This is a genomic window from Fischerella major NIES-592 (assembly GCF_001904645.1).
GTDB lineage: Bacteria > Cyanobacteriota > Cyanobacteriia > Cyanobacteriales > Nostocaceae > Fischerella > Fischerella thermalis.
The window spans coordinates 1-23,952 of record NZ_MRCA01000002.1; the positions used below are offsets into that span (position 1 = coordinate 1).

Here is a 23,952-nt window from a genome sequence, read left to right on the forward strand (position 1 = left end):
GGCACTTTCTTATAGTAGCTAACCCCCCTCATCTTGTCAACTACTTCTAAGAAAAATTTTTTTGAATAGCCAAAACCTCACATATAAGCCACTTGAGGCTTAATTTTAGGCGGGACTATAACTAAAGTTAAGTTCTTAAGAATTTCAAATTTCCCTAAAACCTCATGTTTCAGTCCTTGTGAGGTGATACGTTAGTGCAGATGATCGCACGCATCAAAATTGACCCTTAATTGTGACCTCCTGTCCAATAGATAAGCTGCTGGCTAACTATCGCTTGTGGGCAAACTATGGTGATAGCAAAGCAGCTACAACCTAAACTAATAAGGAATGATGCAACCTTGCGAAGAACTACATCTAGTAAGATGACTACTACCAGCAGAAAAATTTTTCAAAGTGTTGAGTGTTTGAGTCAAGGACAAATCTTATGATATCTTCGCTTGCTGTACTGCCTCCGTTTATTCTGCTAGATCAATTGCTGCAAAGCTGGTTATTAGAAGATATCGGTAGGGGCGATCACACGACTCAATCTCTATTAAGTCAAGGTAAAATTCAACGACAGGCTAAGTGGATAGCTAAAACACCTGGCGTGATAGCTGGTTTGCCAATAGCAGCGAGGGTGTTCCAGCTTTTAGATGAAAACATTAGTTTTCAGATACATGCAAATGAAGGTGAATATTGTCAGCAAGGACAAGTAATAACGCAAATGTATGGATCTTTAGATGCATTGTTGATGGGAGAACGAGTAGCACTGAATTTGGCAATGCGCTTGAGTGGAATTGCCACACTGAGTCGTCAATATGCAGAAAAAATTGCAGATTTACCCACTAAATTTGTAGATACACGCAAAACGACACCAGGTTTAAGAATTTTAGAAAAATACGCAACTCAAGTAGGAGGAGCAATTAACCACCGCATGGGGCTGGATGATGCGGTCATGATCAAAGATAATCATATTGCAGCAGCCGGAGGAATAGCAGAAGCGATTTCTCGTATTCGAGAAAGGATACCTTATCCATTGACAATTGAGGTAGAGACAGAAACTTTGGAACAGGTACAAGCAGCCATTGATCACAGAGCTGACATTATCATGTTGGACAATATGCCTCTAGATATGATGCGGGAAGCGGTGCAAATGATTCGTTCGGTTGATATGAGAATCAAAATAGAGGCTTCTGGCAACATTACCTTAGAAAGTATTCGTGCTGTGGCAGAAACAGGTGTGGACTATATTTCTAGTAGTGCGCCTGTTACGCAATCGAAGTGGTTAGATTTGAGTATGAAGATTCAATGATGTCATTAGAATAGAAGGTTAATTATTTGTAGTCATGACAGACTAGTTAGCTTAGCTAGGTTCAAAGACCTGTATAAACTAATAATATATTTAAAGTAACTATAACTATTGATGAATTTAAAATCTACCCCTAGATGATTTGATGTAAAAGCGATCGCAAGTAAGCTTGCAAAGCAACATATTATTTTGCTTGCTAGCTTTTATGGTAGATATTTATATTATTGACCTATTGATTATTGGTCTACTGTTATTAGTTGTCACTCTAGGTTCAGGCTGGATCGCACGTTTACCTCTTTCTTTTGCCCTCATCTACTTAGTGGTTGGTATTGTGCTGGGACCTTACGGATTTGGACTAATTCAATTACGTCGTGATGGGATATTTAATGCTGAAGTACTAGAACGTATAACTGAATTTGTAGTAATTATTTCTGTTTTTAGTTGCGGTTTAAAAATTGTTCGTCCAATAGGTTGGAAATCTTGGAATCTTACGACACGGTTGATTGCTTTGTTAATGCCAATATCCATTTTTGGGTTAGCTGTTGTAGGTAAGTTGTTATTAGGGATGAATTGGGGAGAAGCAATTTTATTAGGAGCAATTCTTGCACCCACTGATCCGGTTTTAGCTTCAGAAGTTCAGCTAACTGATACACATGATCAAGATGAATTACGTTTTGGCTTAACTTCCGAAGGTGGCTTAAATGATGCTTTAGCCTTTCCTTTTGTTTACTTTGGATTATATGCTTTAAAAGATAGCAACTGGAATAATTGGTTAAAATCTTGGATAAGTATTGATTTATTTTGGGCTATTGCAGCTGGCATAATGATGGGGTTTGTTGTTGCTAAAGCAGTAGTCTGGATTGATAAAAAAGTCCAAAAGCGTCGTCGTCCTGACGAGTTAATGGAAGATTTTATTGCTATTAGTACTATTTTATTGACTTATTCATTAACAGAAATAGTTAATGGTTATGGTTTTCTCGCAGTATTTGTAGCCGGACTGGTTGTACAACGAAGTTACAAGAACTCCGAAAAAACTTTAGCGCAGTTAGAATTCATAGAAAGGCTAGAAAAGCTGCTAGAAGTAGGAACAATCTTATTACTAGGTTCAATATTATTATTCCAGCCGATACTTAATTACGCTACTCAATCTCTGTTGGTGATCGTACTATTATTCTTGATCATCCGACCTTTGGGGGTGTGGCTCAGTACGATTGGTCAAAGTTCATCGTCTAAACACCGCTTTCTACATCCAGGAAGTCGCTGGTTAATTGGTTGGTTTGGGATTCGTGGTGTTGGTTCTTTGTATTATCTCGCTTACGCCTTTGGTAAGGGTTTAGAGGGTGAAGTTGCCGAGAAGATTTCCTGGATTACTTACACTACTATTGTTGTTTCTGTGATAGTTCATGGTGTTAGCGCTACTCCGTTAATGAATATGTATGAACGTCGGATTGCAAGAAGTCAAGCAGTTCATGAATCTTCAACAATTGATGAATTTGAATAATTATAAAACATTACCAAATGTCGCATTCTCATAAGCTTCTCAAGGTATGTTCTTATAACTAAAGGTATGAGGTTTGCGACTATTACCACAGATGGTTGATCGCATCGGTAAGATAAACGATCCCAGGCATAAAAAAAGCAACAAAGATCCGAGCTTCCAGAGTACGTTCAAAGCATGAAACAACGAAAGTTGCCAGGATGCTACCAACTAGTCCAACCAGTAACCACGGTAAGCGATCGGTATGCTCGTCGAGTCGGGGAAGCTTCTAAGACATGACGTGCTTGAAAATCCTCCTCTCGAATGCCACTCAGGCGATGCAAATCTTGAATATGCTCTTGTCTGAGAATGGAAATTAAAGATTGAGCAGGAACTATTCCCAAAAAGTAACCTTGAGCGTCAACTACAGGAACATCCACCAATCCATAGGTTACTGCCAAATCAGCCACCTTTTCCTTATCATCGTGGAGATAAGCAGCTATTGGTTCAGTAATCATAATCTTACTGAGTTTTTGGGGTGGAGATGCGGTTAACTTATATCTTGCACCTGGAAATATGAATGTCAAATCCATGACTACGTGCAAGAGGAATCCGGTAATCATCGAGATGCTCTTTTGCATTCCTCACAAGTTTCTCAAATTATTTCTCTATATGTGTAGGTGTAGGACAAAAATTTTTGAAAAACTTACCCAGTATCAGTATTAGAGGTTTGTATGTTTAAAAAGATTTTGATAGCATTAGATTGCTCTGAGATGGGTAAACATATTTTTGAACAAGGCTTTGCTTTGGCAAAGATGACAGGAGCTAGTTTATTGCTACTACATGTTTTATCTAGTGAAGAAAAAGGCAGTCCTTATATACCAGTGTCCTCTTTTGACTACTATCCCGGAATGTGGGAGCAAGTCTCGGAGTTTTACCAACAGGAGTGGGACAAGTGGAAAAATAAAGGTGTAGAGATGTTGCAATCATTCTGCGCTCAGGCAAACACAGCCGATGTGAACGCTGAATTTAGACAAGTTCCTGGTACTCCTGGTCGAGTCATTTGTGATTTAGCTGCGAGTTGGGGTGCTGATCTGATTATTATCGGGCGTCGAGGTCACTCTGGTCTAGCAGAACTATTGCTTGGAAGCGTCAGTAATTATGTGCTTCACCATGCTCCTTGTTCAGTTCATGTTGTGCAAATTCCCATTGATGGCAAAGAAACTGAAGTTGTAAAAGAAAGTGCAAGTGCTTCCACCGCCAGGTAATTTTCATAACAATTTTAGTTCTCTGGGAAATTGAGCGATCGCCCTACTTGCGTCTCACGCAGACCAAGCTTCCCGGAAGTCAGCGTATAGTGTCAGCCCACCGTCAATAAACAGTGTTTGTCCTGTGATGTATGCGGCTTCGTCAGATGCTAAAAAAGCTACTGCTGCAGCCATCTCTTCCGAAGTTCCCGCACGACCCATGGGTATGCGACTTTCTACAACTGCTTTCTTTTGGGGGTCATTAGTCCAAGCTTCATTGATAGGGGTGATAGTTGCTCCCGGCGCGATCGCGTTGACTCGGATACCTCGGTTTGCATACTCCAGTGCCAGAGTTTTGGTCATATTTTCCATCCCGCCTTTGCTAATGGAGTAACTGACATACATTGGTCGGGGAATAATTTCGTGAACGCTAGAAATATTAATGATGATTCCGGAACGGTTTTGCGAAAGGAAGTATTTGATAGTTTCACGCGCACACAGATAAGCACCCCGCAGATTCACCCCAATCACTCGGTCAAAGTCTTCGGTCTTCACTTCATGAGATGGACATTCGGTTTGAATTCCGGCATTATTGACCAAAATATCAAGGCTACCCAACTTGTCAACTACGCTGTTGACCATTTTAATAATGTCTTCTTCCTTAGAGACGTCGCCTTGTACTAGAAGTGACTTCACACCGCAATTTTCAATACCCCCACAGGCTTTTTGCATTGCCATTTCTTCGGTATCTTCCGCACCTTCAGGACTTTTGCGGTAATTAATGGCAATATTACAGCCTTCTTGGGCAAGGCGAATGGCGATCGCTTGTCCAATACCAGAACTTGCGCCTGTAATCAAAGCATTTTTACCTTTTAATCCTTTCATTAGATTTGACTCCTTGCAAAACTTGCTTTGCTTGTCCACATATTTTTTATTTATTTATGGTTTCTGCTGCTTCCATTTGCCTTCTTGCTTATTGTTATTCGTGGGGAAGGAGTTAGAAAATATTTCTCTGGTTAGAAAGCGATCGCTTTGATCATATATTCCTTTGAGCGATCGCCTTATTTGAGCAGTGACAAATGCCAGGAATTCCATATATATATTGTCTGTAGCTGAATTTTATAACTTCTATCTAGAGAACTACTTAAAAAACCGCTATTTCTGACTCGTTATGTTTTTGACAAATATTCTGCAAGTAGAAGAATTTGCCGCAGTGCAGGAACGCAAACGCAATCATATTGCCCATAATATTCATGATTCTCTTGGACACGCTTTGGCTGTTCTGAATATTCAACTCCAAAGCGCTTTGAAGTTTTGGCAAGTTGATCTACATCAAGCTCATCAGTATGTTTTGCAGTCTAAACAACTCGGCTCTTTTGCTATGCAGGAGGTTCGCCGTTCAGTCAATACCTTGCGGGTGGATATACCAAAAGAGCGATCGCTCCAGATGGCGATCGCCTTTCTCGCACGAGAATTTCATCATACTACAGGCATTTTGCCTACCACTCAATTGAATTTAACTTCTGCGTTACCTCCACAGCAGAGCAAAACAATTTACCGTATTGTCCAAGAAGCACTAACAAATATCTACAAACATGCAGAAGCAACAGCAGTTCATATTCCTAAGTGCAATTCCAGAGTAAGTGTATCTGACTATAGAAGACAATGGCAAAGGCTTTCAATTAGACGAGCAGTCAATGGGGTTTGGACTCCAACAGATGCAACAAAGAGTTACCCTCTTAAAGGGTCAATTCCAAATAGAAAGTGAGCTAGGGACTGGCTGCTGTCTTACTGTGAGACTACCTTTATCAGAATTTCCCAGCAATACACCACAGCTTCTGGGTTCAAATAGGAAAAATCTCACTCTCCAAAAGAGCTTTGTCTGAACGAACAACTGTTGGAATCCTTCGTCAGTCTTGTCCTCCCAGAATTCCCCGACCCCACGGCTTAAAAGAGATTGGGAAACTCTTTCTGCCTAAGATTCGTTTTCAAACTCTCTGCTCTGGACCTACAACTTCTTGAAGTACCTGGCGGTCGGTAACAGCCCAATCGTTGGGATAGAATGAGTGGTACACTCCAAAGTCCATCACTTGCTGAATGGAATCAAAGACCGGAGTCCATGTCCGCAGCGAAAGACTGTTGATAGCATCAAGTTGACTTTTATCGTATGGTTCAATTCGCATTTCGGTATGAACTCCACTTATATGTGGTATCAGCAATTAAAACAAATCCAAATCAGTCACCGCACCAAGACTGCTAGAAGATACCAACTTGGCATACTTCGCCAACACACCCTTAGTATAACGAGGTGGACGAGGTTGCCAGTTTTGACGACGACGAGCTAATTCTTCATCTGATAGGTGCAGTTGCAATAAACGAGCGTGGGCATCAATGGTGATGGTATCACCTTCTTCTACTAATGCGATCGCACCACCCACAGCTGCTTCTGGTGCAACATGTCCCACAACCATACCATAAGTACCACCAGAGAATCTGCCATCAGTGATTAATCCCACGGAATCACCTAAACCAGCCCCGATAATTGCTGAGGTGGGAGCCAGCATTTCCCGCATTCCTGGGCCACCTTTGGGGCCTTCGTAACGAATCACAATCACATCACCAGCATTGATTTTTTTGGCGAGAATAGCGTCTAAGCAAGATTCTTCCGATTCAAAAACTCGTGCTGGTCCAGTAATTTTCGGGACTTTTACACCAGTAATTTTTGCTACTGCTCCTTCTGTGGCTAAATTCCCTTTAAGTACAGCTAAATGTCCTTGAGTATACATCGGATTACTCCAAGGACGAATGACATCTTGGTTAGTCGGCGGTTCTTCTGGCACTTCTGCTAAGACTTCTGCAATAGTTTGACCAGTGATGGTTAAGCAATCACCGTGCAGCAAATCATGCACAAGTAGCATTTTCATAACTTGGGGAATACCACCAGCTTGGTGTAAATCCGTAGCTACATATCTACCACTTGGTTTCAAATCGCATAACACCGGAACCCGGGCGCGGATAGTTTCAAAGTCGTCAAGACAAAGTTCAACACCAGCAGCACGGGCAATTGCCAAAAAATGCAACACGGCATTTGTTGAACCTCCCACTGCCATAATCACAGAAATCGCATTTTCAATTGATTTACGAGTAATAATCTGACGGGGTAAAATTTGCTTGCGAATTGCTTCTACTAGAACAAACGCGGATTTTTCTGTACTGTCGGCTTTTTCTTCATCTTCTGCTGCCATTGTCGAAGAATACGGCAAACTCATGCCCATCGCTTCAAAGGCCGAAGACATGGTGTTTGCTGTATACATACCACCGCAGGAACCAGCGCCAGGACAGGCGCGGCGTTCAACTTCCAATAGTTCATTTTCGTCTATTTTGCCAGCGCTGTATTCGCCTACCGCTTCAAAAGAACTGACGACGGTTAAATCACGTCCATTGTAGTGTCCAGGTTTAATCGTACCGCCATAAACAAAAATAGCAGGGATGTTCATCCGGGCGATCGCAATCATTGCTCCTGGCATGTTTTTATCACAACCACCAATTGCCAGCACTCCATCCATGCTTTGCCCATTGCAGGCAGTTTCAATCGAATCGGCTATTACTTCTCGCGATACCAAAGAGTATTTCATCCCCTCGGTTCCCATGGAAATACCATCGCTAATGGTAATTGTGCCGAATACTTGTGGCATTGCTCCGGCATTCTTGATGCCATTTTCTGCCCGTTGCGCCAGTTTGTTGATGCCCATATTGCAGGGGGTAATGGTACTGTAACCATTAGCAATGCCAACAATAGCTTTAGTAAAATCCTGATCTTGAAAACCTACAGCACGCAGCATTGCACGGTTAGGCGATCGCTGTACTCCTTGGGTAACAACCTTGCTTCTCCAGTTTTCTGACATTTTGATATTTCCTTAGGACTCCTGAATTATTAGATAGCAGAAATCGGAAAAGTATAAAAATTTTCCTTTCTCTTTATCCATATGTTATGGGAGTATCGTACGTGGATATTTTTCAGATGTCCAATATATATTTTTTGCTAATTAAAACTTTTAAAATATTAAAATTATGGAATTACGACACCTGCGCTATTTTATTGCTGTGGCGGAGGAACTACATTTCAGTCGTGCTGCTGAGCGATTACACATAGCGCAACCACCTTTAAGCCAGCAAATTCAACAACTTGAAACGGAGTTAGGGGTAGAGTTATTTCACCGCAAAACTAAGCGACAGGTACAGTTGACGGAAGCAGGAAAGGTATTTTTACAGGAGGCTTATCGACTTTTAGCACAACTTGAACAGGGAATTGAGTTAACGCGGCGCACGGGTAGGGGTGAAACAGGAGAATTGCGCGTAGGGTTTATTAGTTCTGTCACCTATGATGTGTTACCTGCCATCTTGCAAGCTTTTCGCCAACAGTTTCCAGCAGTGGAATTAGTATTGCAAGAGTTAACGACAACAGAACAAGAAAAGGCTTTACAAAATCATCGTATCCAACTTGGTTTTGTGCATTTACCTTTAGAAGATGACACCTTTGCGAGTGAGTGTATTCAGCAGGAAAATCTGGTTGTGGCTTTACCTGCAAATCATCCTTTAGCTAAACAAGAAAAAATTGCAGTGCGATCGCTTACGGAGGAATTATTTATTTTATTTCCGCGTCATTTAGGAATGGGACTTTACGACAAAATTATGGCTTTGTGTGAGCAAGGTAATTTCACACCAAAAGTTGCTCAAGAAGCTATTCAAATGCAAACTATTATCGGCTTAGTTTCGGCTGGGATGGGAATTGCTATTGTACCTGCTTCGTTGCAAAATCTCCAGCGTCAGGGAGTTGTGTATCGAGCGATCGCCCAAACAACACCGTTGGTAGAAACAGCTGTGGTGTGGAAAGCAGAAGAAATCACACCTGTACTGCGGCAATTTCTCACTGTTGTTAGAAAAATCACAAGCCGTAAACTAAAGTTCCACCTCAAAACTTAAACTCATTAAATAATGATTTTCATGCCCCCAGATTCCATCAGTGGAATCAATTCAAAATCTATAGACGCGCCTTCTTCGGCTGCAAAGAAGAGTCATCAAAAATCCAAAATTCGATCACTCACGCATGAATTGTGCCATCTGGCATAATCGCACCCTGTAACAAAGTTCCCATCAGATAAGCTCCATACAGATTAGCTTTTTCTAAATTGGCAGCGGTAAAGTCCGCATCCGTTAAGTCTGCCATTTTCAGATGCGCTCCATGCAGTGTAGCTCCTGTCAGCTTGGCTTCAAACAGATTTGCTCCGTTGAGGTTAGCTTCTTTCAGGTTGGCTCCTGTGAGGTTGGCTCTCACTAGAGATGCTTCTCTCAGGCTTACTCCTGTTAAGTTAGCTTCGCTCAAATCAACTTCACTCAGAGATGCTCCTTGTAAATTCGCTCCACTCAGATTTGCTCCATACAAGTAACCACCAATGAGGTTTACACCTTTGAAATTTCTTTCTCCTGACTGATAACGTCTGAGAAGTTCATCTATATGCATTGCGATCGCTTTAAAACTCCTTTACTTTATATAGTGTGGCTCGCATCACAAAATGTATCAGTTATTTGTGTTACTTAATATTTCTACTAGACAAAATATGATTGTTAGTTAACAACTTCTTGATGATTCGGTAATGGGTAATTACGCCTGATGTGAATTGAATATGGAGACGCAATATTCCTTGCGCCTGGTAAAAACGTTTTTTTAGAAATCGACCACCGATACACACTGATAAACACAGATAACACAGATGGATCTTTCATGGGTGGTTGGGTGGTCATTGGTTTGTTGAGTATTTCCCATGATCTATTAGCGCCTTTGTTAATTCACATTAGACGTTAATTGGGATACAGTATTTGCTTGCGATAGTCAAAGACTGCTCCTTAGTAACATCGCAGTGCGAACATAAAGTGATTATCCGAACTTAATATAATGAGCAAGATCAATTAATTGTATCTATTTTTACATTAAAAAATTACAATTTAAGTATATTAACTTAAAACAGAAGTTAGAATAGTTATATTTTTTGTCAGAAATTAATTGTAAATCTACGACAGCTTTACCCAATAAGTCTTTTGGTTTCTTAAACTGTGCTTATAGAAACACGTGGTTGTGTTTAGACAGGGCGTAAGCAAGGATAACATTTAGTAAAATTTTTTACTTCTTATTTCCGCATTTTATTACCCGAACCCTACACCTGCAATTAAACCAACTAAATCAAAATATCAAGTGTATTTGTATAAAATCACACTCAAAACCGATGGAGATGACAGCAGTGAAAAATACAGTAAAGAGACTTTTAATAGGCGTTTATATGGTTGCTGGTATGAGTGCGATCGCCACTGCTCCAGCACATGCGGTTGATTTTACTTTTAATAACTCCAACGAAATCAACACCTATACTGGTGGATCAGACGGCGTATTTATCGGTAAAGATACAACAGCAGCTACCAATGCACTGACAGATGGTGATGCATCTTCTAACGTTGAACTTTGGTATAGTAGCGAAACTCCAACTGCTAACGTTGGTTTTACTACTACAGAAGGAAACTATAGCGCAACCGTTAGCAGTGTTACAGCGGATGACTGGAAGGAGTTTGGTTCCCAATGGCTAAATGATCTATTAAATGCCTATCAGCCATTCCAATCTGTCTGGAATGCGTTTTCAAGCAATACCAAATCAATGATTACAAGTTCTCTTCCTTCATTAGGGATGGGAGATCCTAACATTGGTGGTTTCCAATTCGGTGAAAATGGCGGTGTCCAATTACAATTGGTCGGTCACTTGGATTTGAAGACCAAACTGTTAGACCAAATTAACACTCTTTTAAAATTACCATCAGTGCTGCTTCCACAAGCTCAGCGTACTGATCTCACAAATTTGAAAAACGCCTTAAATGCCTATCAAGGACAAATTGCAGCCAGTGAAATTGCTAAGGTTGTAACTGGCGGTAAAACTTATTACGCTTATAGCTTTAGTGGTGTTGCATCTGGAATTACAGCCTCTGACGATGGCAAATCCTACAATGCTATTTTTAATTGGAGTACACCTGATTACGTTGCTAAAGCGCCTCCGAAATCAGTACCTGAACCTTCTGTCATGCTTGGTTTACTAAGTATTGCTGGTGTTTTTGTGACACAAAGACAGCTAAAAAAAGCACAGGCATAGTTAAAGCTACTATTCTCACAACAAAGATTTATAACAGGAGCAACTAGCTCCTTTTTTTATTTATATCCTTCTCCAAGGCTGTTTTAGCTTATCACGCTCCTATTTTTTGCAGCCTCTGCTGCCATTTGTGAGTTTATAGTCTATGCTAGTGGAATCTGCTTAGTACCAGGGTGTAAAAAACTTATGAGCATTGTTAGTGGTTGGTAGTCTTAACTACTGAAAAGAAAGACGAAGTTGAATAGGAAAGGAAAAGCTTAACTCCAGCCTGTGATGGTTGTTAGCACTAGCATTTAGAACATCCATCATGATGAGTTTTAAAGAAATTATAAATTACCACATATTTCTCAATTTTTCTTAAACATTTTTGTTGTACATTTAAATTGATCTTTTAAGCGAATATCTATTAAGTATTAAAATCATGTAACTACAGTAATTCGTATAGTATTTGTATCTGTTTTATAATTAATTATTCTATTTTAGATGTGAAATTATTTATTGTGGCAAGATTTATTTACTTTTAACCTACAATTATTAGGTGAAAATGACAGCCCAATTACTTAATATTAAACAGCAGTTATCATCACATAAAGATAAAAAAATATTACTAATAGAAGACAATGACATCAATAGAATGCTACTTAGTGATTATCTCAGCTACTGTGGGTATGAAGTCCAAAGTTTACCTGAAGGATCACAGTTTCTCTCTACTATAGAAAAATTCAAACCTAATTTAATTTTACTAGACCTCAAACTACCAGATATTGATGGTTATTCTCTGTTAGCAAAAATTCAGCAGCGCTCAGATTTACAATACATACCTATATTTGTGGTTTCAGCCTTTGCTTTTAGAAAAGATCAGGAAAAAGCCATAAAATTAGGCGCTCGTCGTTACTTCGTCAAACCTGTAAACTTAACTGAATTGATTCTGGCAATTGAAGAAGAGTTAGCTTGCCAGTGTAGGTAAAATTTATGTTAAAAATGGCTCTCTACTCATTTCTTTGTCTTGCCATAAATTCTTCAAAATTTTGGCTAAGATTTTGTACAGAGTTACCAATTTGTGATATTTTTAATTGCACTTGCGTTAGCATAAGCATTGCTGATTGTAATTCGTTAAGCGTTTCAGCAATAGCACCACGATATTGATTATCAAACTCGTCTATATTCATTTTTTCTCCTAAATACAACAAATCAAGAATTAAGGTTAAAAATTCACTACCTCTATGGAGTTATTTCGTTATCGTCTATTGATATGGCTGGAGTAACAAGGAAATAAAGCTTCTCATTACGAGCTTTTTACCTTGTTCAAACAGCATAACTATTTCATTTCGCTGCACTGATTTTCACCTAGAAGTGCATACTTTAGATAATATAAATTCTAGTTTAATTGGAGATTTTAAAAATCCGTTAATTTGCTTAATATTTTGTGAAATAACAGTATATAAAATATTTCATCTGAAAAGTTTTAGATAATTATAACTTTATAAAAAGTCTAAAAAAATCAAGTTTTCTATAAAAATCATGAATCACATCTACCAATAGACTCATATTGCTACAGTACTCAACCGCGAGATACCCGAGTTTTTTTAAAACTCGAGGATCTGGCTTCTCCCAACCCCTCAAAACTGATGTAGTCGAGTAATAGAGTAGAAGTTGAAAACCCTTCTAAAAAGATTTAGTCTAGTAGATAACATCGAAAACTCTAATTTATGGTTGAAAGAAAACAGCAGTATATAAAAATCAAAATCTGCAAATTATCAAATTAATATAAAAATTTTAAGCAATCAAGAAACTTTTTTATAATTACAAGTCTTATATAAAGATTCAAGTGTTTGAGAGAGTGAGAACTAGCGGTAACGCATCCTCTAGACTCACATAGCTAATTTCGTGCATAAATCTCTTCTTCTATACTCTGTGTTCTCTGTGCCTCCGTGGTTTATTGATGCACTATTTTAACGCGTCACACTAATACTTAAGCTTTACTTTATAAAGTACTGTGAAAAATCAGTTTTGACTTTTACTGTATCTGTCACTACTTGCTACTTAACAACTCACTGAAATCCTATAAGCAGTAAAGCATAACATCCACAGCTAAAAATAGTAATTTTACTTAAAATAAATATAGGTAAATTGTAAAGTTACCAATCTCTGGTTGTGACAACATCTGCTCAAACACTACCACTCATCAAAGATCCGCAACGCCTAGAAAATCGTCTAGCCGAAATTCCGCCAGAACCTGGAGTTTATTTGATGCGAGACGGAAGCGATCGCATCATATATATAGGGAAATCACGAAAGCTGCGATCGCGTGTTCGTTCCTATTTTCGCGAATCACAAAAACTTACCGAACGTATTGCCACAATGGTAAGGCAGGTGACAGAAATTGAATTTATCGTCACCGATACTGAAGCTGAAGCCTTGGCACTAGAAGCTAACCTGATCAAGCAACACCTGCCATACTTCAACGTACTACTGAAAGACGATAAAAAGTATCCCTACGTTTGCATCACTTGGTCAGAAGACTACCCACGTATTTATATCACCCGCAAGCGCCAACTCAGTAACCAAAAAGATAAATATTATGGCCCCTATACAGATTCTCACTTACTGCGGGAGATTTTGCGCCTCTGCAAACGGATATTTCCCTTGCGTCAACGTCCCCAACCACTATTTAAAGATCGTCCTTGCTTAAATTTTGACTTAGGACGCTGTCCGGGTGTGTGTCAGTCGCTGATTTCCCCAGAAGAATACCGCAAAATTGTGCAAAAAGTGGCGATGGTGTTCCAAGGAAGAAGCAGTGAACTCATCGACATCCTCACAGAACAAATGCACAAGCAAGCAGAATTGTTGAACTTTGAAGCTGCGGCGCGATTTCGTGATCAAATTAACGGGTTAAAGTCTCTGAGTGCGGAGCAAAAAGTATCCTTACCAGATGATACTGTTTCCCGTGATGCGATCGCTCTCGCAGCTGACACCCAGCACGCCTGCATTCAATTATTCCAAATTCGTGCCGGAAAATTAGTTGGACGTTTGGCTTTCGTCGCAGAAGTACCCACCCTTTCCTCTCCCTCAAACGAAGGGGAATTGATGGGAGCAATTTTACAACGGGTTTTGGAAGAACACTACCAAACAGCCGAAGCGGTGGAAATTCCTACAGAGATTTTAGTGCAATACGAGTTGCCAGAACCGGATATTTTGGCAGATGTGCTGACACAGCGTAAAGGTAGAAAAGTGACAATTGTAGCTCCCCAACGCCAAACTAAGGCAGAATTAATTGAGATGGTAGAGCGAAATGCTCAGTATGAATTGCAAAGAATGCAAAAATTGAGCGATCGCAACCAACAGGCGATGGAAGATTTAGCTGCTATCCTCGACTTACCCGAATTACCCCACCGCATCGAAGGTTACGATATTTCCCATATCCAAGGAGCAAATGCGGTAGCTTCTCAAGTGGTATTTATTGATGGTTTACCTGCAAAACAGCACTACCGTCATTACAAAATTAAAAATCCCACAGTTACTGTTGGACACTCGGATGATTTTGCGAGTTTAGCCGAAGTTATAGGACGTCGCTTTCGCAAGTATGCTGAAGATCCCCAACTACAACGCATTGGGAATCCAGATTGGCCTGATTTAATCATGATTGATGGGGGCAAAGGTCAGTTATCATCGGTTGTAGCAGTCTTGCAAGAAATGAATTTATTGGAAGACTTGCGTGTAATTAGTTTGGCCAAAAAGCGAGAAGAAATCTTTTTACCGGGAGAGTCTGAACCACTTACTACTGATGCTGAACAAGCAGGAGTCCAACTTTTGCGACGGTTGCGAGACGAGGCGCATCGATTTGCTGTCAGTTTTCATCGTCAACAGCGCAGTGATAAATTGAAGCGATCACGTTTAGATGAAATTCCTGGTTTAGGACACCATCGCCAGAAACAACTTTTGGGACATTTTCGTTCTGTTGATTATATTCGGCAAGCTACACCGACACAACTAGCTGAGGTTCCCGGAATCGGTCCACGCTTAGCACAAGAAATCTATGATTATTTTCATCCCTCTTGAGGTGTAGATTCTTAAAAAACCTTCGCCTACTTTGCGTCTAATGCGGTTTATGACTTCATCCCTGTCGCCAAATGTATCAGATGTGCGGTGCGAGCGTCAGCACATATCTCAAATCGGACATTGCTGTATTTGGTCATCAATTATGTTTGCATAGATTTTTCTGGTTTGATGCCAAATCTTTGACCAGACTTAGCATTGCTACCTCTGGTCTTTTTCGGAGATGATATCTGCGGCTAATCCTAATTCCTTTTTGGCATTGCTGAATCAAGATATGAATTTACAATTCACGGATATGTAGAGACGTAGCATTGCTACGTCTCTACAAAAATGTATACAAACATAATTCATGACCAGATTCAGCAACGCCTCCTTTTTGGTACTAGGTAGGCATCAAGTCTCAGAAGTTGAAGACTGAATTTTGATCCTGGGCAAGTATTGTCTTGCTTTGTATTTGCTAAAGATTCTTCATGCTCTTTTTCTCATATTTTCGGCAATACCAGCAAATCCAATAAGCAAGGACTGTTGAGAAAATAAGAAATGACGGGTAATGGACAATTGGGGAACCCATTGTCCATTACCCATTACTCATTACCCATTACCCATTACTAATCATTAGATTAGCAAACTTGGCAATGATGTTCATCTATATAATCGAAATATTTCCTTAAATTTTATCATGGAAGTTTCATCACAACTCCCTTCGCAACAAAAAATAGGCGATAGCTAAAAATTAACACTTTGTTACTAGAATTAATAAAATCATGTCTGAACTAATTGCTCACCATACAAAGCTTAGGCATTGGACATGGTTAAAAAATAACCAATTACTAATTACCGACTCCAACGGATAATATTAAGTGTTCAAGCTATGATATTAGTGTCAAATAGATAATTCACAGTTAAGCGCGGACTGACTTAATTATTCAAATTTTTATTTCTCTTCCCTCTATCCAAGTTTTCACTGACATATAAGAAATGTCACTACCATAAAGCTATAGTTTTCAATCTATAACACACAGGGATCAGTGGATCTATAAGAAGCTAGAAAATAAAAATAACTTTTATATCCAAAGTAGGATGGTTGTAGAGTATAAATATTAAGATAATAAAAAAAATATCAAATATTAAACTTTTATAGATTAGCTTGATATTGAGTGCAAAAAGAAAAATTTGATTTTTGTCAAAAATGTAAAACTAAAAAAAATTAGTGAATTTGATATAGACACAGCTTTTACAAACAACAAAGTTATGAGTATAGCCAGGGGTTTTCAAATGCAGACAATACAAAAAATTCACTGTCCAAACTGTGGCAGTGAAGGTGAAAGACATTATATTTCGGATAGCCAATTAACGCGGACGCAATGCCAAAACTGCGACTACTTAATGGTATGTTGCACCCTTACAGGGAAAGTAATTGAAGCTTATGCCCCTGGAATTTATGCACGTCGGTAATTAAGTAAGTGGTTGTTGTTTGTTGTTTGTTGTTTGGAACAGGCAACCATCAACCATCAACCATCAACTATCAACCACCAACCAAAACTACTCCTTATTTGCCCGTAATTGTCCGCAAGCAGCATCTGCTTCTAAACCACGAGAGTAGCGTACACTAACGGCGATATGATGTTGTTTGAGGACTTTGACGAAGGCTTGAATACGATCACGATTAGGGCGTTGGTAGTCAACTTCAGAAATCGAGTTGTAGGGGATTAAATTGACGTGACTTTGGAATCCCCGCAGTCTTTTTGCTAACTCAGCAGCGTGTTCTGGCAAATCGTTAACACCAGCAAGCAGAATATACTCAAAAGATACTCGCCGCCCTGTGATCTCGACATACTCTCGACATTCGGTGAGTAAATCGTCTATTTTATAGGGACGGGCGCTAGGAATGAGTTTTTCCCGCAGTGTTTGATTAGGTGCGTGTAGACTCACCGCCAGAGTAACTTGCAGTTGATTTTGGGCAAACTGACGGATGCGATCGCGAATTCCCACAGTCGAAACAGTGATGTTACGCTGTCCAATTCCCACATCTTGATTTAGAGATTGGATCGCAGCCAGGACATTATCTGTATTTAGCAAGGGTTCACCCATACCCATAAATACAATATTGCTAACCCGTTGCTGAAAATCTTCTTGAACAGTCAGCACTTGATCAACAATTTCATGACGTGACAAATTGCGCTTGTAACCACCTTTACCAGTAGCACAGAAATCACACGCCATCGGGCAACCCACTTGCGTAGAAACACAAACTGTTAGACGCTTTTCTGTAGGAATACCGACAGTCTCAATAATAAATCCATCGGCAAGTTTTAAAAGATACTTAACAGTGCCATCAGGGGCAACCGAGCGGTAATGTATAGTAGAACGCCCTATGGGAATTTCTGCAACTTCTGCACGCCATTGTTTAGGGAAGACAGAAATATCAGCAAGCGATCGTACTCCCTTGTTATAAATCCAATCATGCAGCTGCTTACCTCGATAACCTGGTTGTCCCTGTTGCTGCACCCAAGCAGTTAATTCCGTTACAGAAGCACCCAGCAACGGAGGAATAGTTATTTTTGGAGTGGGTGACTCAACCTGAGACAAAACAGACGTAGCAGACATAATTAATCAAAACTTGCACTGGCATATATATGCTATCTCAAGCTAAAAGTAAAAAATTAAAAATTAACGACTGACGTCAAGTAACGAACTTGCAAAGAGGACTTACGCAAAAACCCTCTGAAAGCCTCTTTCCTTTGCGTTCTTTGCGTCCTTTGCGGTTCATTTTACCGTGACCACTGCGTAAGTCCTAAAAGAATATTGTTGGTTGTTGGTTGTTGATTTTTTCTATAAACTACTAACTACTAACCACCATACTGCCAACCTGTCGTTTCCAGTCGTAGCTGTTTACCTTCACGGTGAACACCAGCAGCTATCACTTCACCCACAAATACAGTGTGATCACCTTTCATCACTGCATCGACAACTTGACACTCAACATATCCCAAAGAATCAGAAATAATTGGACAACCCGTTTCGCCCAGATAAAATTCTACATCTTCAAATTTATTGCCAACGCGACGCATCTGCTTGAAGAACTTTTGTGCCATGTCTTTTTGTCCTTCTTCCAAGAAGCTAATGGCAAATACCCCACTGTTTTTAATCATGTGATGAGAAATCGAATTTTGATTTACACAATTTACAATCAAGGGGGGTTTAAATGAAGCCTGCATTAACCAGCTAGCTGTGAAACCGTTAATTTCTTCTCCATCTTTAACACCACAGATGTAGAGTCCGTGGGGTATTTTCAACAGCATCGTTTTTTTTGCCTGTTCATCAAGCATGAGTTAATCTACCTAATATTTTTTACATTGCTAAGTGTAACGAACAGGAGCAACTGTAGTACAGTCATCCTTTGGGACGAAATAGATGAGTATGTTCAGGATGATATAGGCGCGATCGCCCGATACTTTCTTTGAGTGCAGGGCTGATTACATAAAGTGTGGTACGAGTCAAGTTTTCTTGATGAGTACAATTAGCCATTTTGTCAAGGCTAACTATCAAAATCTTCTCATCAGCCCAGCCCAGACGATAACAAATAGCCACAGGTGTGTCAGGTGAGTAATGTTCTAGTAATTTGGTTTGGGCTGCTTCGATATGACGCGCACTGAGATAAAGACACAAACTAGCTTGATGGGAGGCGAGGGAAGCTAATTCTTCCGTTGCAGGAACTTCTGTGCGTCCGCTGATGCGCGTCAGGATGATTGTTTGTACTAAACCAGGAACAGTGAGTTCGACTTTGAGTTTAGCAGCAGCGGCTTGAAAAGCGCTAATACCTGGTACAACTTCAAAAGGGATTTCCGCCTCTGCCAAAAGCTGCATTTGTTCGTGAATCGCACTATAGAGGCTGGGATCACCAGAATGAAGACGGGCAACAGACTGTTGCGATCGCACCCGTTGTATCATTAGTGGCAGAATCTCTTCTAAAGTCTTGTTCGCAGTTGGAATAATTTCTGCATCTTGGCGACAGAACTGTAAAATTTGTTGAGGCACTAAAGAATCAGCAAATAAAATTACATCAGCAGCCATCAAGATTTTTTGCGCCTTAATAGTCAGTAGTTCGGGATCTCCAGGTCCTGCTCCTACTATATACACACATGAATTTAGTGAATTTAAGTAAATTTTGTTATCTAAGCCACTAGAATTATTACGCATAAAGAAATTAGATAATTAATTAAAAAAATTTTTTTTGAGATTTTCTCAGTATCTTTCCGGATCAACTCTCCCCATCTAGTAGAGATGAATGGTAGATGCACCCTGGTTAAGCCCTAGAGAAAACTCTGGGGCATTTTTTATTTTTTAGTCATTAGTCATTGATCAATAGTCAATAGTTATTCACTCCTCCTACTCCTCACACTCCCCCCACTCCTCACACTCTCCTCCCCACCTCCCCACCTCTTCAATCTTGGGGAGGCGAAACAACATCTGGTAATGGACGTTTAGCGATGTATAGCCACGCTAAGCCACTCAATCCCAAAATAATGCCAATTAAACTTACCACTTGTGCGATTCGTAATGGTCCAAGCATCAAGCTATCAGTCCGCAAACCTTCAATCCACAGGCGTCCCAGACTGTAGGTTGCCAAGTAAACCATAAATAATGTGCCTGTTTTTAAACGTGGTTTACCCCGCAGTCCTCTGAAAAACAATGTCATCAACAAGGCAAATACCATTAAATTCCACACTGATTCATACAGAAAAGTGGGATGAAAATATTCAAAACTAGCTAATTCTGGTGGACGACGCTCTGGCGGAATATAAAGCTTCCAAGGTAAATTCGTAGGAGCGCCAAAAGCTTCCGAATTGAAAAAATTGCCCCAGCGTCCGATCGCTTGCCCTAAAATCAATGAAGGAGCCACTAAGTCTGTCAGCAGCCAAAAAGAAACCCGCTTGACTTTAGCAAAGATTAAAGCTGCTAGAAGACCTCCCAGAATCGCCCCGTGAATAGCAATACCACCTTGCCAAATTGCGATAATCCGCTCGGGATGCTGGGCATATTCTGGCCACTCAAACAAAACATAATATAGTCTTGCTGCTGGAATTGCCCCAATTACTAGCCAAATTGACAAATCACTCAGTAAGTCTGGATTCACATTACGACGTTTTGCTAGGTATTGCGAAAGAGTCACGCCAATTAAGACTGCTGACGCAATTAACAAACCATACCAACGGATAGTAATCGGCCCTATTTTCACAAAAATCGGTCCAGGAGATGTAAACAGAAACGCCAAGGGCAAGGCGGAAAAATCCAATGCCATGCAGAAGTACCTAAAAAGAATATTTAAAAGTCTTGAGTTTTGAATTGTCAGTGGTGAGTAGATAGTTATTTGTTGGTAGTTCTCTGTTGGTAGTTGGTAGGCATGAACAACAATCAACAAACAACGAACAACTACTAGCTACTAAAGCCACAGCTTAGATTCTAAGTTTTATTAGCTCAATCAGAAAGAAAAAAGTTTGGGTAAAGATTAAAGGGTGAAGGAAAAAGGATTTTTAAATTCCTTGAACCCTTATCCCTCCACCCTGAACAGGCGACTAGAAGTCGCAGCAGTTCAGCTTAGTACTCTGTTGCGATTAGTTCAGACACTCTATCAGCTTGTCCGGGTATCCAAGTTTCACCTAGCAACTTGTAGTTCATGCGTGGGAAATAGTGGTAGCGTTGACCCAGTTCACCGCTTAGTAATGTCATACGTTCGATGGTTCGTGCGTTCTTGAGTTTACCAGCATCGTAGACGATTGTGAGAATTTCTAAAACAAAAAATTACCTCTGTTAATAATTAACTGTGATTAGATATAATCACTTAAACAACTGTGAGGCATCGTTAAATTGTGATTGCCATTTATCCAGGAAGTTTCGACCCCATTACCTTGGGACACCTAGATATCATTCAACGTGGTAGTCGTCTATTTACGAAGGTAATTGTTGCTGTACTACGAAATCCTAATAAAACGCCACTATTCAGCGTCCAAAAAAGGCTAGAACAGATTCGTCACTCTGTTGAGCATTTACCAAATGTAGAAGCTGATGCTTTTGATGGTTTGACTGTTAATTATGCCCAGATGCGGGGAGCTGCTGTTTTACTACGGGGGCTAAGAGCAATTTCAGACTTTGAAATTGAGTTACAAATGGCTCATATCAATAAAACTCTTTCTATGGATATAGAAACTGTTTTTCTGGCAACATCTAATGAGTATAGTTTTTTAAGTAGTAGTGTGGTAAAAGAGATTGCAAGATTTGGTGGCTCCGTTGATCATCTTGTTCCCTCGCACATTGCCCTGGATATTTACCAATGCTACGCCCAAAACCATCCCGTATCGAATCAAGTCAAAACGGAAGCAATTTAGTCCCACAAGAATTGACCGAACAGAGTTCCCATCAAGAATCTACAGCAACGGCAAGCATAGATATTCAAATGGAACTCAATCGTTTGGAAGAAATGATCCTCACTAGCTTTCGCATTCCACTGACGCGGCGCACGTTAGTAGATGAAGAAAAGCTGCTTGATCAGCTTGATTTTATCCGAATGTGTTTGCCGACTGCTTTTGCCGAAGTAGCAGATATGTTGCAACAAAAAGAAGAAATTTTGTTACAGGCAGAAGAGTATGGACAGCAAATAGTAGAAGCCGCACAAGCTAAAAGAGCGCAAATATTGGATGATAACGACATCCTCAGACAGGCAGAACGAGAAGCCGCAGAACTACGGCGACAAGTGCAACAGCAATGTGAAGCAATGTTACAAGATACTCTCGAAGAAATTGACCGTAAACGTCGCCAGTGCCAGCAAGAATTAGAAGAAATGCGACAAGCAGCGATTGCAGAAGCAGAAGCAATCGAACAAGGTGCAGATGAATATGCTGATAGCGTTCTCGAAAGTATCGAAGAACAACTTCACGACATGTTGCAAATAGTTCACAACGGCAGACAGCAGTTGCAACCAAACTTGCCACCACCACGAAATTCTCAATTTCCGAAAAATGGGTAATGAAGGAGGCAAAAGGCAGAAGCCAGAGGGCACCCTTCATCCTTAAAATATTCGATGTTGTAGACTAGGCATTTGACGGCGGACTTGTTCTAGCCGTGATGGGTTAATTTCTGCGATCGCAATTCCTGGTTTTTCTCCAGCATCAGCTAAGATCACTCCCCAGGGATCGATAATCATTGCATGGCCGTGGGTTTGACGGCGGTTATAATTGAGTCCTGTTTGGGCTGGGGCGATGATATAACTGGTATTTTCAATTGCACGGGCTTGCAGCAGCACCTGCCAATGATCTTTGCCTGTGAAAGCAGTAAAAGCCGCAGGCACAAAAATCACATCCACTCCCTTGGATGACATATGGCGATAAAGTTCAGGAAAACGAACATCGTAACAAACAGAAAGTCCGATATTACCTAGTAATTCATCAGCATAAATTGAAGGTAATTCTGTACCAGCCATCACTGTGCTGGATTCTCTGTAAGTATTACCATCAGGAACATTAACATCAAATAAGTGTACCTTGCGGTAACGCGACAATTCCTGTCCGTTAGGATCAACAAGTAAAGCAGTGTTATAAACTTTACCTGTGCCTTCTACAGGAATGGGAAAGCCACCACCCAAAATGGTAATTTGATAACGTTGGGCCATCGTTTTCAAAAATGCTTCTGTTTTATATGCGATCGCCTCAGCTTGAGCAAGTTTGTCCTTATCTTCTCCCATATAAGGAAAATTTTCTGGCAAACCCACCAATTCAGCGCCCTGACGCACAGCTAAATCAATTAATTCCTCTGCCTGTGCCAAATTTTTTTCTAGTTCAGGCACACTTGTCATTTGAATAGCAGCAGCTAAATAACATTTCATAGATTTAACAACAATTTAATAGTTAATAGTTAATAGTCAAACGTCAAGAGTCAACAGTCAAGAGTTTGTTAGTTGTTAATTGTTTACCACTTCTCACACCCCTCATACTTCTCACACCTCCCCACTGCCCCTAATCCCCACCTCCTCTTCCCCTAGATGCTTGGAAAAAAACTTAAATTGAGGTTAGGTTGTTATAAAATTTTGATAATTTCTGTCTACTGTGGATGCCTCTGTTCTAATTAAAACTTTTGTGGCTGTTTTTGTGCTTGCTGATGCGATCGGCAATGTACCAGTAGTTTTGGTTCTTACTAAAGGTATGGAACCAGAACAAAGAAATAAGGTAATAGATAAAGCTATTTTGGTGGCAATAGCAGTACTCTTAATCTTTGCTTTTGGTGGTCAATTGATTTTGAGTTACTTAGATATCAGCATGGGGTCGTTAAGAGTAGCTGGGGGACTACTACTATTGTTAATTTCTTTACAAATGCTCCAAGGCGACTTAGATACTCCAGTGATCGACAAAGAGCGTGATGTAGCAATTACTCCTTTGGCTTTACCCCTACTAGCAGGGCCTGGTACACTTACTACCGTAATGTTACTGATGTCAGAGTCTCCCAATCCGCATATTAGCGTGATTGTTGGAATTATCGCAGCAATGCTCGTCAGTTGGTTAATTTTGCGACAGGCAAATTTTATCGATCAATGGTTTGGTGCTGAAGGAGAAATAATTGTCACTCAACTTTTAGGCTTTTTACTGGCAGCCTTAGCAGTAGAAATTGGTAGTACAGGGATAAGGGAGTTATTTTTGAGTTAAGTAT

Annotated in this window: 25 protein-coding genes; 13 read left to right on the forward strand and 12 right to left on the reverse strand. The window is 40.1% G+C overall.

Annotation, left to right across the window (positions count from 1 at the left end; genetic code table 11):
- Positions 1 to 424: 424 nt before the first annotated feature.
- Both nadC and NIES592_RS03890 read left to right on the forward strand, forming a co-directional pair.
- A complete protein-coding gene (gene nadC / locus NIES592_RS03885) occupies positions 425 to 1,291 on the forward strand; it encodes a carboxylating nicotinate-nucleotide diphosphorylase (protein ID WP_073554984.1) in 867 nt (288 codons plus the stop codon).
- 202 nt (positions 1,292 to 1,493) lie between these two features.
- Positions 1,494 to 2,789, forward strand: a complete 1,296-nt coding sequence (locus NIES592_RS03890) for a cation:proton antiporter (protein WP_073554985.1) — start codon at positions 1,494 to 1,496, stop codon at positions 2,787 to 2,789.
- 200 nt (positions 2,790 to 2,989) lie between these two features.
- Here NIES592_RS03890 and NIES592_RS03895 read toward each other — a convergent pair whose 3' ends face one another.
- Complete coding sequence (locus NIES592_RS03895; protein ID WP_143168334.1) at positions 2,990 to 3,406, reverse strand: hypothetical protein; 417 nt, start codon at positions 3,404 to 3,406, stop codon at positions 2,990 to 2,992.
- A 93-nt stretch (positions 3,407 to 3,499) separates the two neighbouring features.
- Between NIES592_RS03895 and NIES592_RS03900 the strand changes: the two genes are divergently transcribed.
- A complete protein-coding gene (locus tag NIES592_RS03900) occupies positions 3,500 to 4,033 on the forward strand; it encodes a universal stress protein (RefSeq protein WP_062242557.1) in 534 nt (177 codons plus the stop codon).
- Between the two features lie 54 nt (positions 4,034 to 4,087).
- Here NIES592_RS03900 and NIES592_RS03905 read toward each other — a convergent pair whose 3' ends face one another.
- Both NIES592_RS03905 and NIES592_RS24900 read right to left on the reverse strand, forming a co-directional pair.
- Entirely contained in the window at positions 4,088 to 4,897 is an 810-nt protein-coding gene (locus tag NIES592_RS03905; protein ID WP_073554987.1) for an SDR family oxidoreductase, read from the reverse strand.
- A gap of 54 nt (positions 4,898 to 4,951) precedes the next feature.
- A complete protein-coding gene (locus tag NIES592_RS24900) occupies positions 4,952 to 5,107 on the reverse strand; it encodes a hypothetical protein (protein WP_178379470.1) in 156 nt (51 codons plus the stop codon).
- A gap of 76 nt (positions 5,108 to 5,183) precedes the next feature.
- Here NIES592_RS24900 and NIES592_RS03910 point away from each other — a divergent pair, with 76 nt between their 5' ends.
- Together NIES592_RS03910 and NIES592_RS26170 are read left to right on the forward strand one after the other, a co-directional pair.
- A complete protein-coding gene (locus NIES592_RS03910; protein WP_231936296.1) occupies positions 5,184 to 5,780 on the forward strand; it encodes a sensor histidine kinase in 597 nt (198 codons plus the stop codon).
- Positions 5,710 to 5,898 carry a hypothetical protein gene (locus NIES592_RS26170; RefSeq protein ID WP_331710231.1) on the forward strand — a complete coding sequence of 63 codons (189 nt, stop codon included), beginning with the start codon at positions 5,710 to 5,712 and terminating at the stop codon, positions 5,896 to 5,898. Before NIES592_RS03910 ends, NIES592_RS26170 begins: the two co-directional genes overlap by 71 nt.
- A 102-nt stretch (positions 5,899 to 6,000) precedes the next feature.
- On the opposite strand, the gene NIES592_RS03915 is transcribed toward NIES592_RS26170, so the two are convergent.
- Both NIES592_RS03915 and ilvD read right to left on the reverse strand, forming a co-directional pair.
- Positions 6,001 to 6,195, reverse strand: coding sequence for a hypothetical protein (locus NIES592_RS03915; protein ID WP_062250355.1), 195 nt, complete (start codon positions 6,193 to 6,195; stop codon positions 6,001 to 6,003).
- Between the two features lie 36 nt (positions 6,196 to 6,231).
- Positions 6,232 to 7,917, reverse strand: coding sequence for a dihydroxy-acid dehydratase (gene ilvD, locus NIES592_RS03920; protein WP_062242563.1), 1,686 nt, complete (start codon positions 7,915 to 7,917; stop codon positions 6,232 to 6,234).
- Positions 7,918 to 8,083: 166 nt separating this feature from the next.
- Here ilvD and NIES592_RS03925 point away from each other — a divergent pair, with 166 nt between their 5' ends.
- Complete coding sequence (locus NIES592_RS03925) at positions 8,084 to 8,995, forward strand: LysR family transcriptional regulator (protein ID WP_073554988.1); 912 nt, start codon at positions 8,084 to 8,086, stop codon at positions 8,993 to 8,995.
- 118 nt (positions 8,996 to 9,113) lie between these two features.
- Here the strand turns inward: NIES592_RS03925 and NIES592_RS03930 are convergent, their stop codons facing one another.
- Positions 9,114 to 9,533, reverse strand: coding sequence for a pentapeptide repeat-containing protein (locus tag NIES592_RS03930; protein WP_073554989.1), 420 nt, complete (start codon positions 9,531 to 9,533; stop codon positions 9,114 to 9,116).
- 766 nt (positions 9,534 to 10,299) lie between these two features.
- Between NIES592_RS03930 and NIES592_RS03940 the strand changes: the two genes are divergently transcribed.
- Both NIES592_RS03940 and NIES592_RS03945 read left to right on the forward strand, forming a co-directional pair.
- The gene (locus NIES592_RS03940) at positions 10,300 to 11,202 is read left to right on the forward strand and encodes an NF038130 family PEP-CTERM protein (protein ID WP_073555307.1); all 903 of its coding nucleotides are present in this window, start codon (positions 10,300 to 10,302) and stop codon (positions 11,200 to 11,202) included.
- A 541-nt stretch (positions 11,203 to 11,743) separates the two neighbouring features.
- Positions 11,744 to 12,166: a response regulator gene (locus tag NIES592_RS03945; protein ID WP_062242573.1), complete on the forward strand. Its 423-nt coding sequence runs from the start codon at positions 11,744 to 11,746 to the stop codon at positions 12,164 to 12,166.
- 22 nt (positions 12,167 to 12,188) lie between these two features.
- Here NIES592_RS03945 and NIES592_RS03950 read toward each other — a convergent pair whose 3' ends face one another.
- Positions 12,189 to 12,368 (reverse strand): hypothetical protein, encoded by a 180-nt coding sequence (locus tag NIES592_RS03950; protein WP_062242576.1) that lies wholly within the window; start codon positions 12,366 to 12,368, stop codon positions 12,189 to 12,191.
- A gap of 985 nt (positions 12,369 to 13,353) precedes the next feature.
- Here NIES592_RS03950 and uvrC point away from each other — a divergent pair.
- Both uvrC and NIES592_RS25705 read left to right on the forward strand, forming a co-directional pair.
- Positions 13,354 to 15,258, forward strand: coding sequence for an excinuclease ABC subunit UvrC (gene uvrC, locus NIES592_RS03955; RefSeq protein ID WP_073554991.1), 1,905 nt, complete (start codon positions 13,354 to 13,356; stop codon positions 15,256 to 15,258).
- 1,272 nt (positions 15,259 to 16,530) lie between these two features.
- On the forward strand, positions 16,531 to 16,710 hold the full coding sequence (locus NIES592_RS25705) for a replication restart DNA helicase PriA (protein ID WP_071846790.1): 180 nt from the start codon (positions 16,531 to 16,533) through the stop codon (positions 16,708 to 16,710).
- Between the two features lie 87 nt (positions 16,711 to 16,797).
- Here the strand turns inward: NIES592_RS25705 and rlmN are convergent, their stop codons facing one another.
- The 4 genes from rlmN to lgt all read right to left on the reverse strand — a co-directional run bounded on the left by rlmN (position 16,798) and on the right by lgt (position 20,557).
- Complete coding sequence (gene rlmN, locus NIES592_RS03965; RefSeq protein ID WP_073554992.1) at positions 16,798 to 17,862, reverse strand: 23S rRNA (adenine(2503)-C(2))-methyltransferase RlmN; 1,065 nt, start codon at positions 17,860 to 17,862, stop codon at positions 16,798 to 16,800.
- A gap of 242 nt (positions 17,863 to 18,104) precedes the next feature.
- A complete protein-coding gene (locus NIES592_RS03970; protein WP_009455767.1) occupies positions 18,105 to 18,584 on the reverse strand; it encodes a flavin reductase family protein in 480 nt (159 codons plus the stop codon).
- A gap of 64 nt (positions 18,585 to 18,648) precedes the next feature.
- Complete coding sequence (gene cobM, locus NIES592_RS03975) at positions 18,649 to 19,455, reverse strand: precorrin-4 C(11)-methyltransferase (protein ID WP_073554993.1); 807 nt, start codon at positions 19,453 to 19,455, stop codon at positions 18,649 to 18,651.
- Between the two features lie 244 nt (positions 19,456 to 19,699).
- Complete coding sequence (lgt, locus tag NIES592_RS03980) at positions 19,700 to 20,557, reverse strand: prolipoprotein diacylglyceryl transferase (RefSeq protein ID WP_009455770.1); 858 nt, start codon at positions 20,555 to 20,557, stop codon at positions 19,700 to 19,702.
- Positions 20,558 to 21,125: 568 nt separating this feature from the next.
- On the opposite strand from lgt, the gene coaD reads away from it, so the two are divergent.
- Positions 21,126 to 21,641, forward strand: a complete 516-nt coding sequence (gene coaD, locus NIES592_RS03990) for a pantetheine-phosphate adenylyltransferase (RefSeq protein WP_009455774.1) — start codon at positions 21,126 to 21,128, stop codon at positions 21,639 to 21,641.
- A 68-nt stretch (positions 21,642 to 21,709) separates the two neighbouring features.
- Positions 21,710 to 22,279, forward strand: a complete 570-nt coding sequence (locus NIES592_RS03995) for a hypothetical protein (RefSeq protein ID WP_073554994.1) — start codon at positions 21,710 to 21,712, stop codon at positions 22,277 to 22,279.
- Between the two features lie 42 nt (positions 22,280 to 22,321).
- Here NIES592_RS03995 and NIES592_RS04000 read toward each other — a convergent pair whose 3' ends face one another.
- A complete protein-coding gene (locus NIES592_RS04000) occupies positions 22,322 to 23,134 on the reverse strand; it encodes a carbon-nitrogen hydrolase family protein (protein ID WP_062242587.1) in 813 nt (270 codons plus the stop codon).
- 220 nt (positions 23,135 to 23,354) lie between these two features.
- Here NIES592_RS04000 and NIES592_RS04005 point away from each other — a divergent pair, with 220 nt between their 5' ends.
- Complete coding sequence (locus tag NIES592_RS04005) at positions 23,355 to 23,948, forward strand: MarC family protein (RefSeq protein ID WP_062242590.1); 594 nt, start codon at positions 23,355 to 23,357, stop codon at positions 23,946 to 23,948.
- Positions 23,949 to 23,952: the final 4 nt, after the last annotated feature.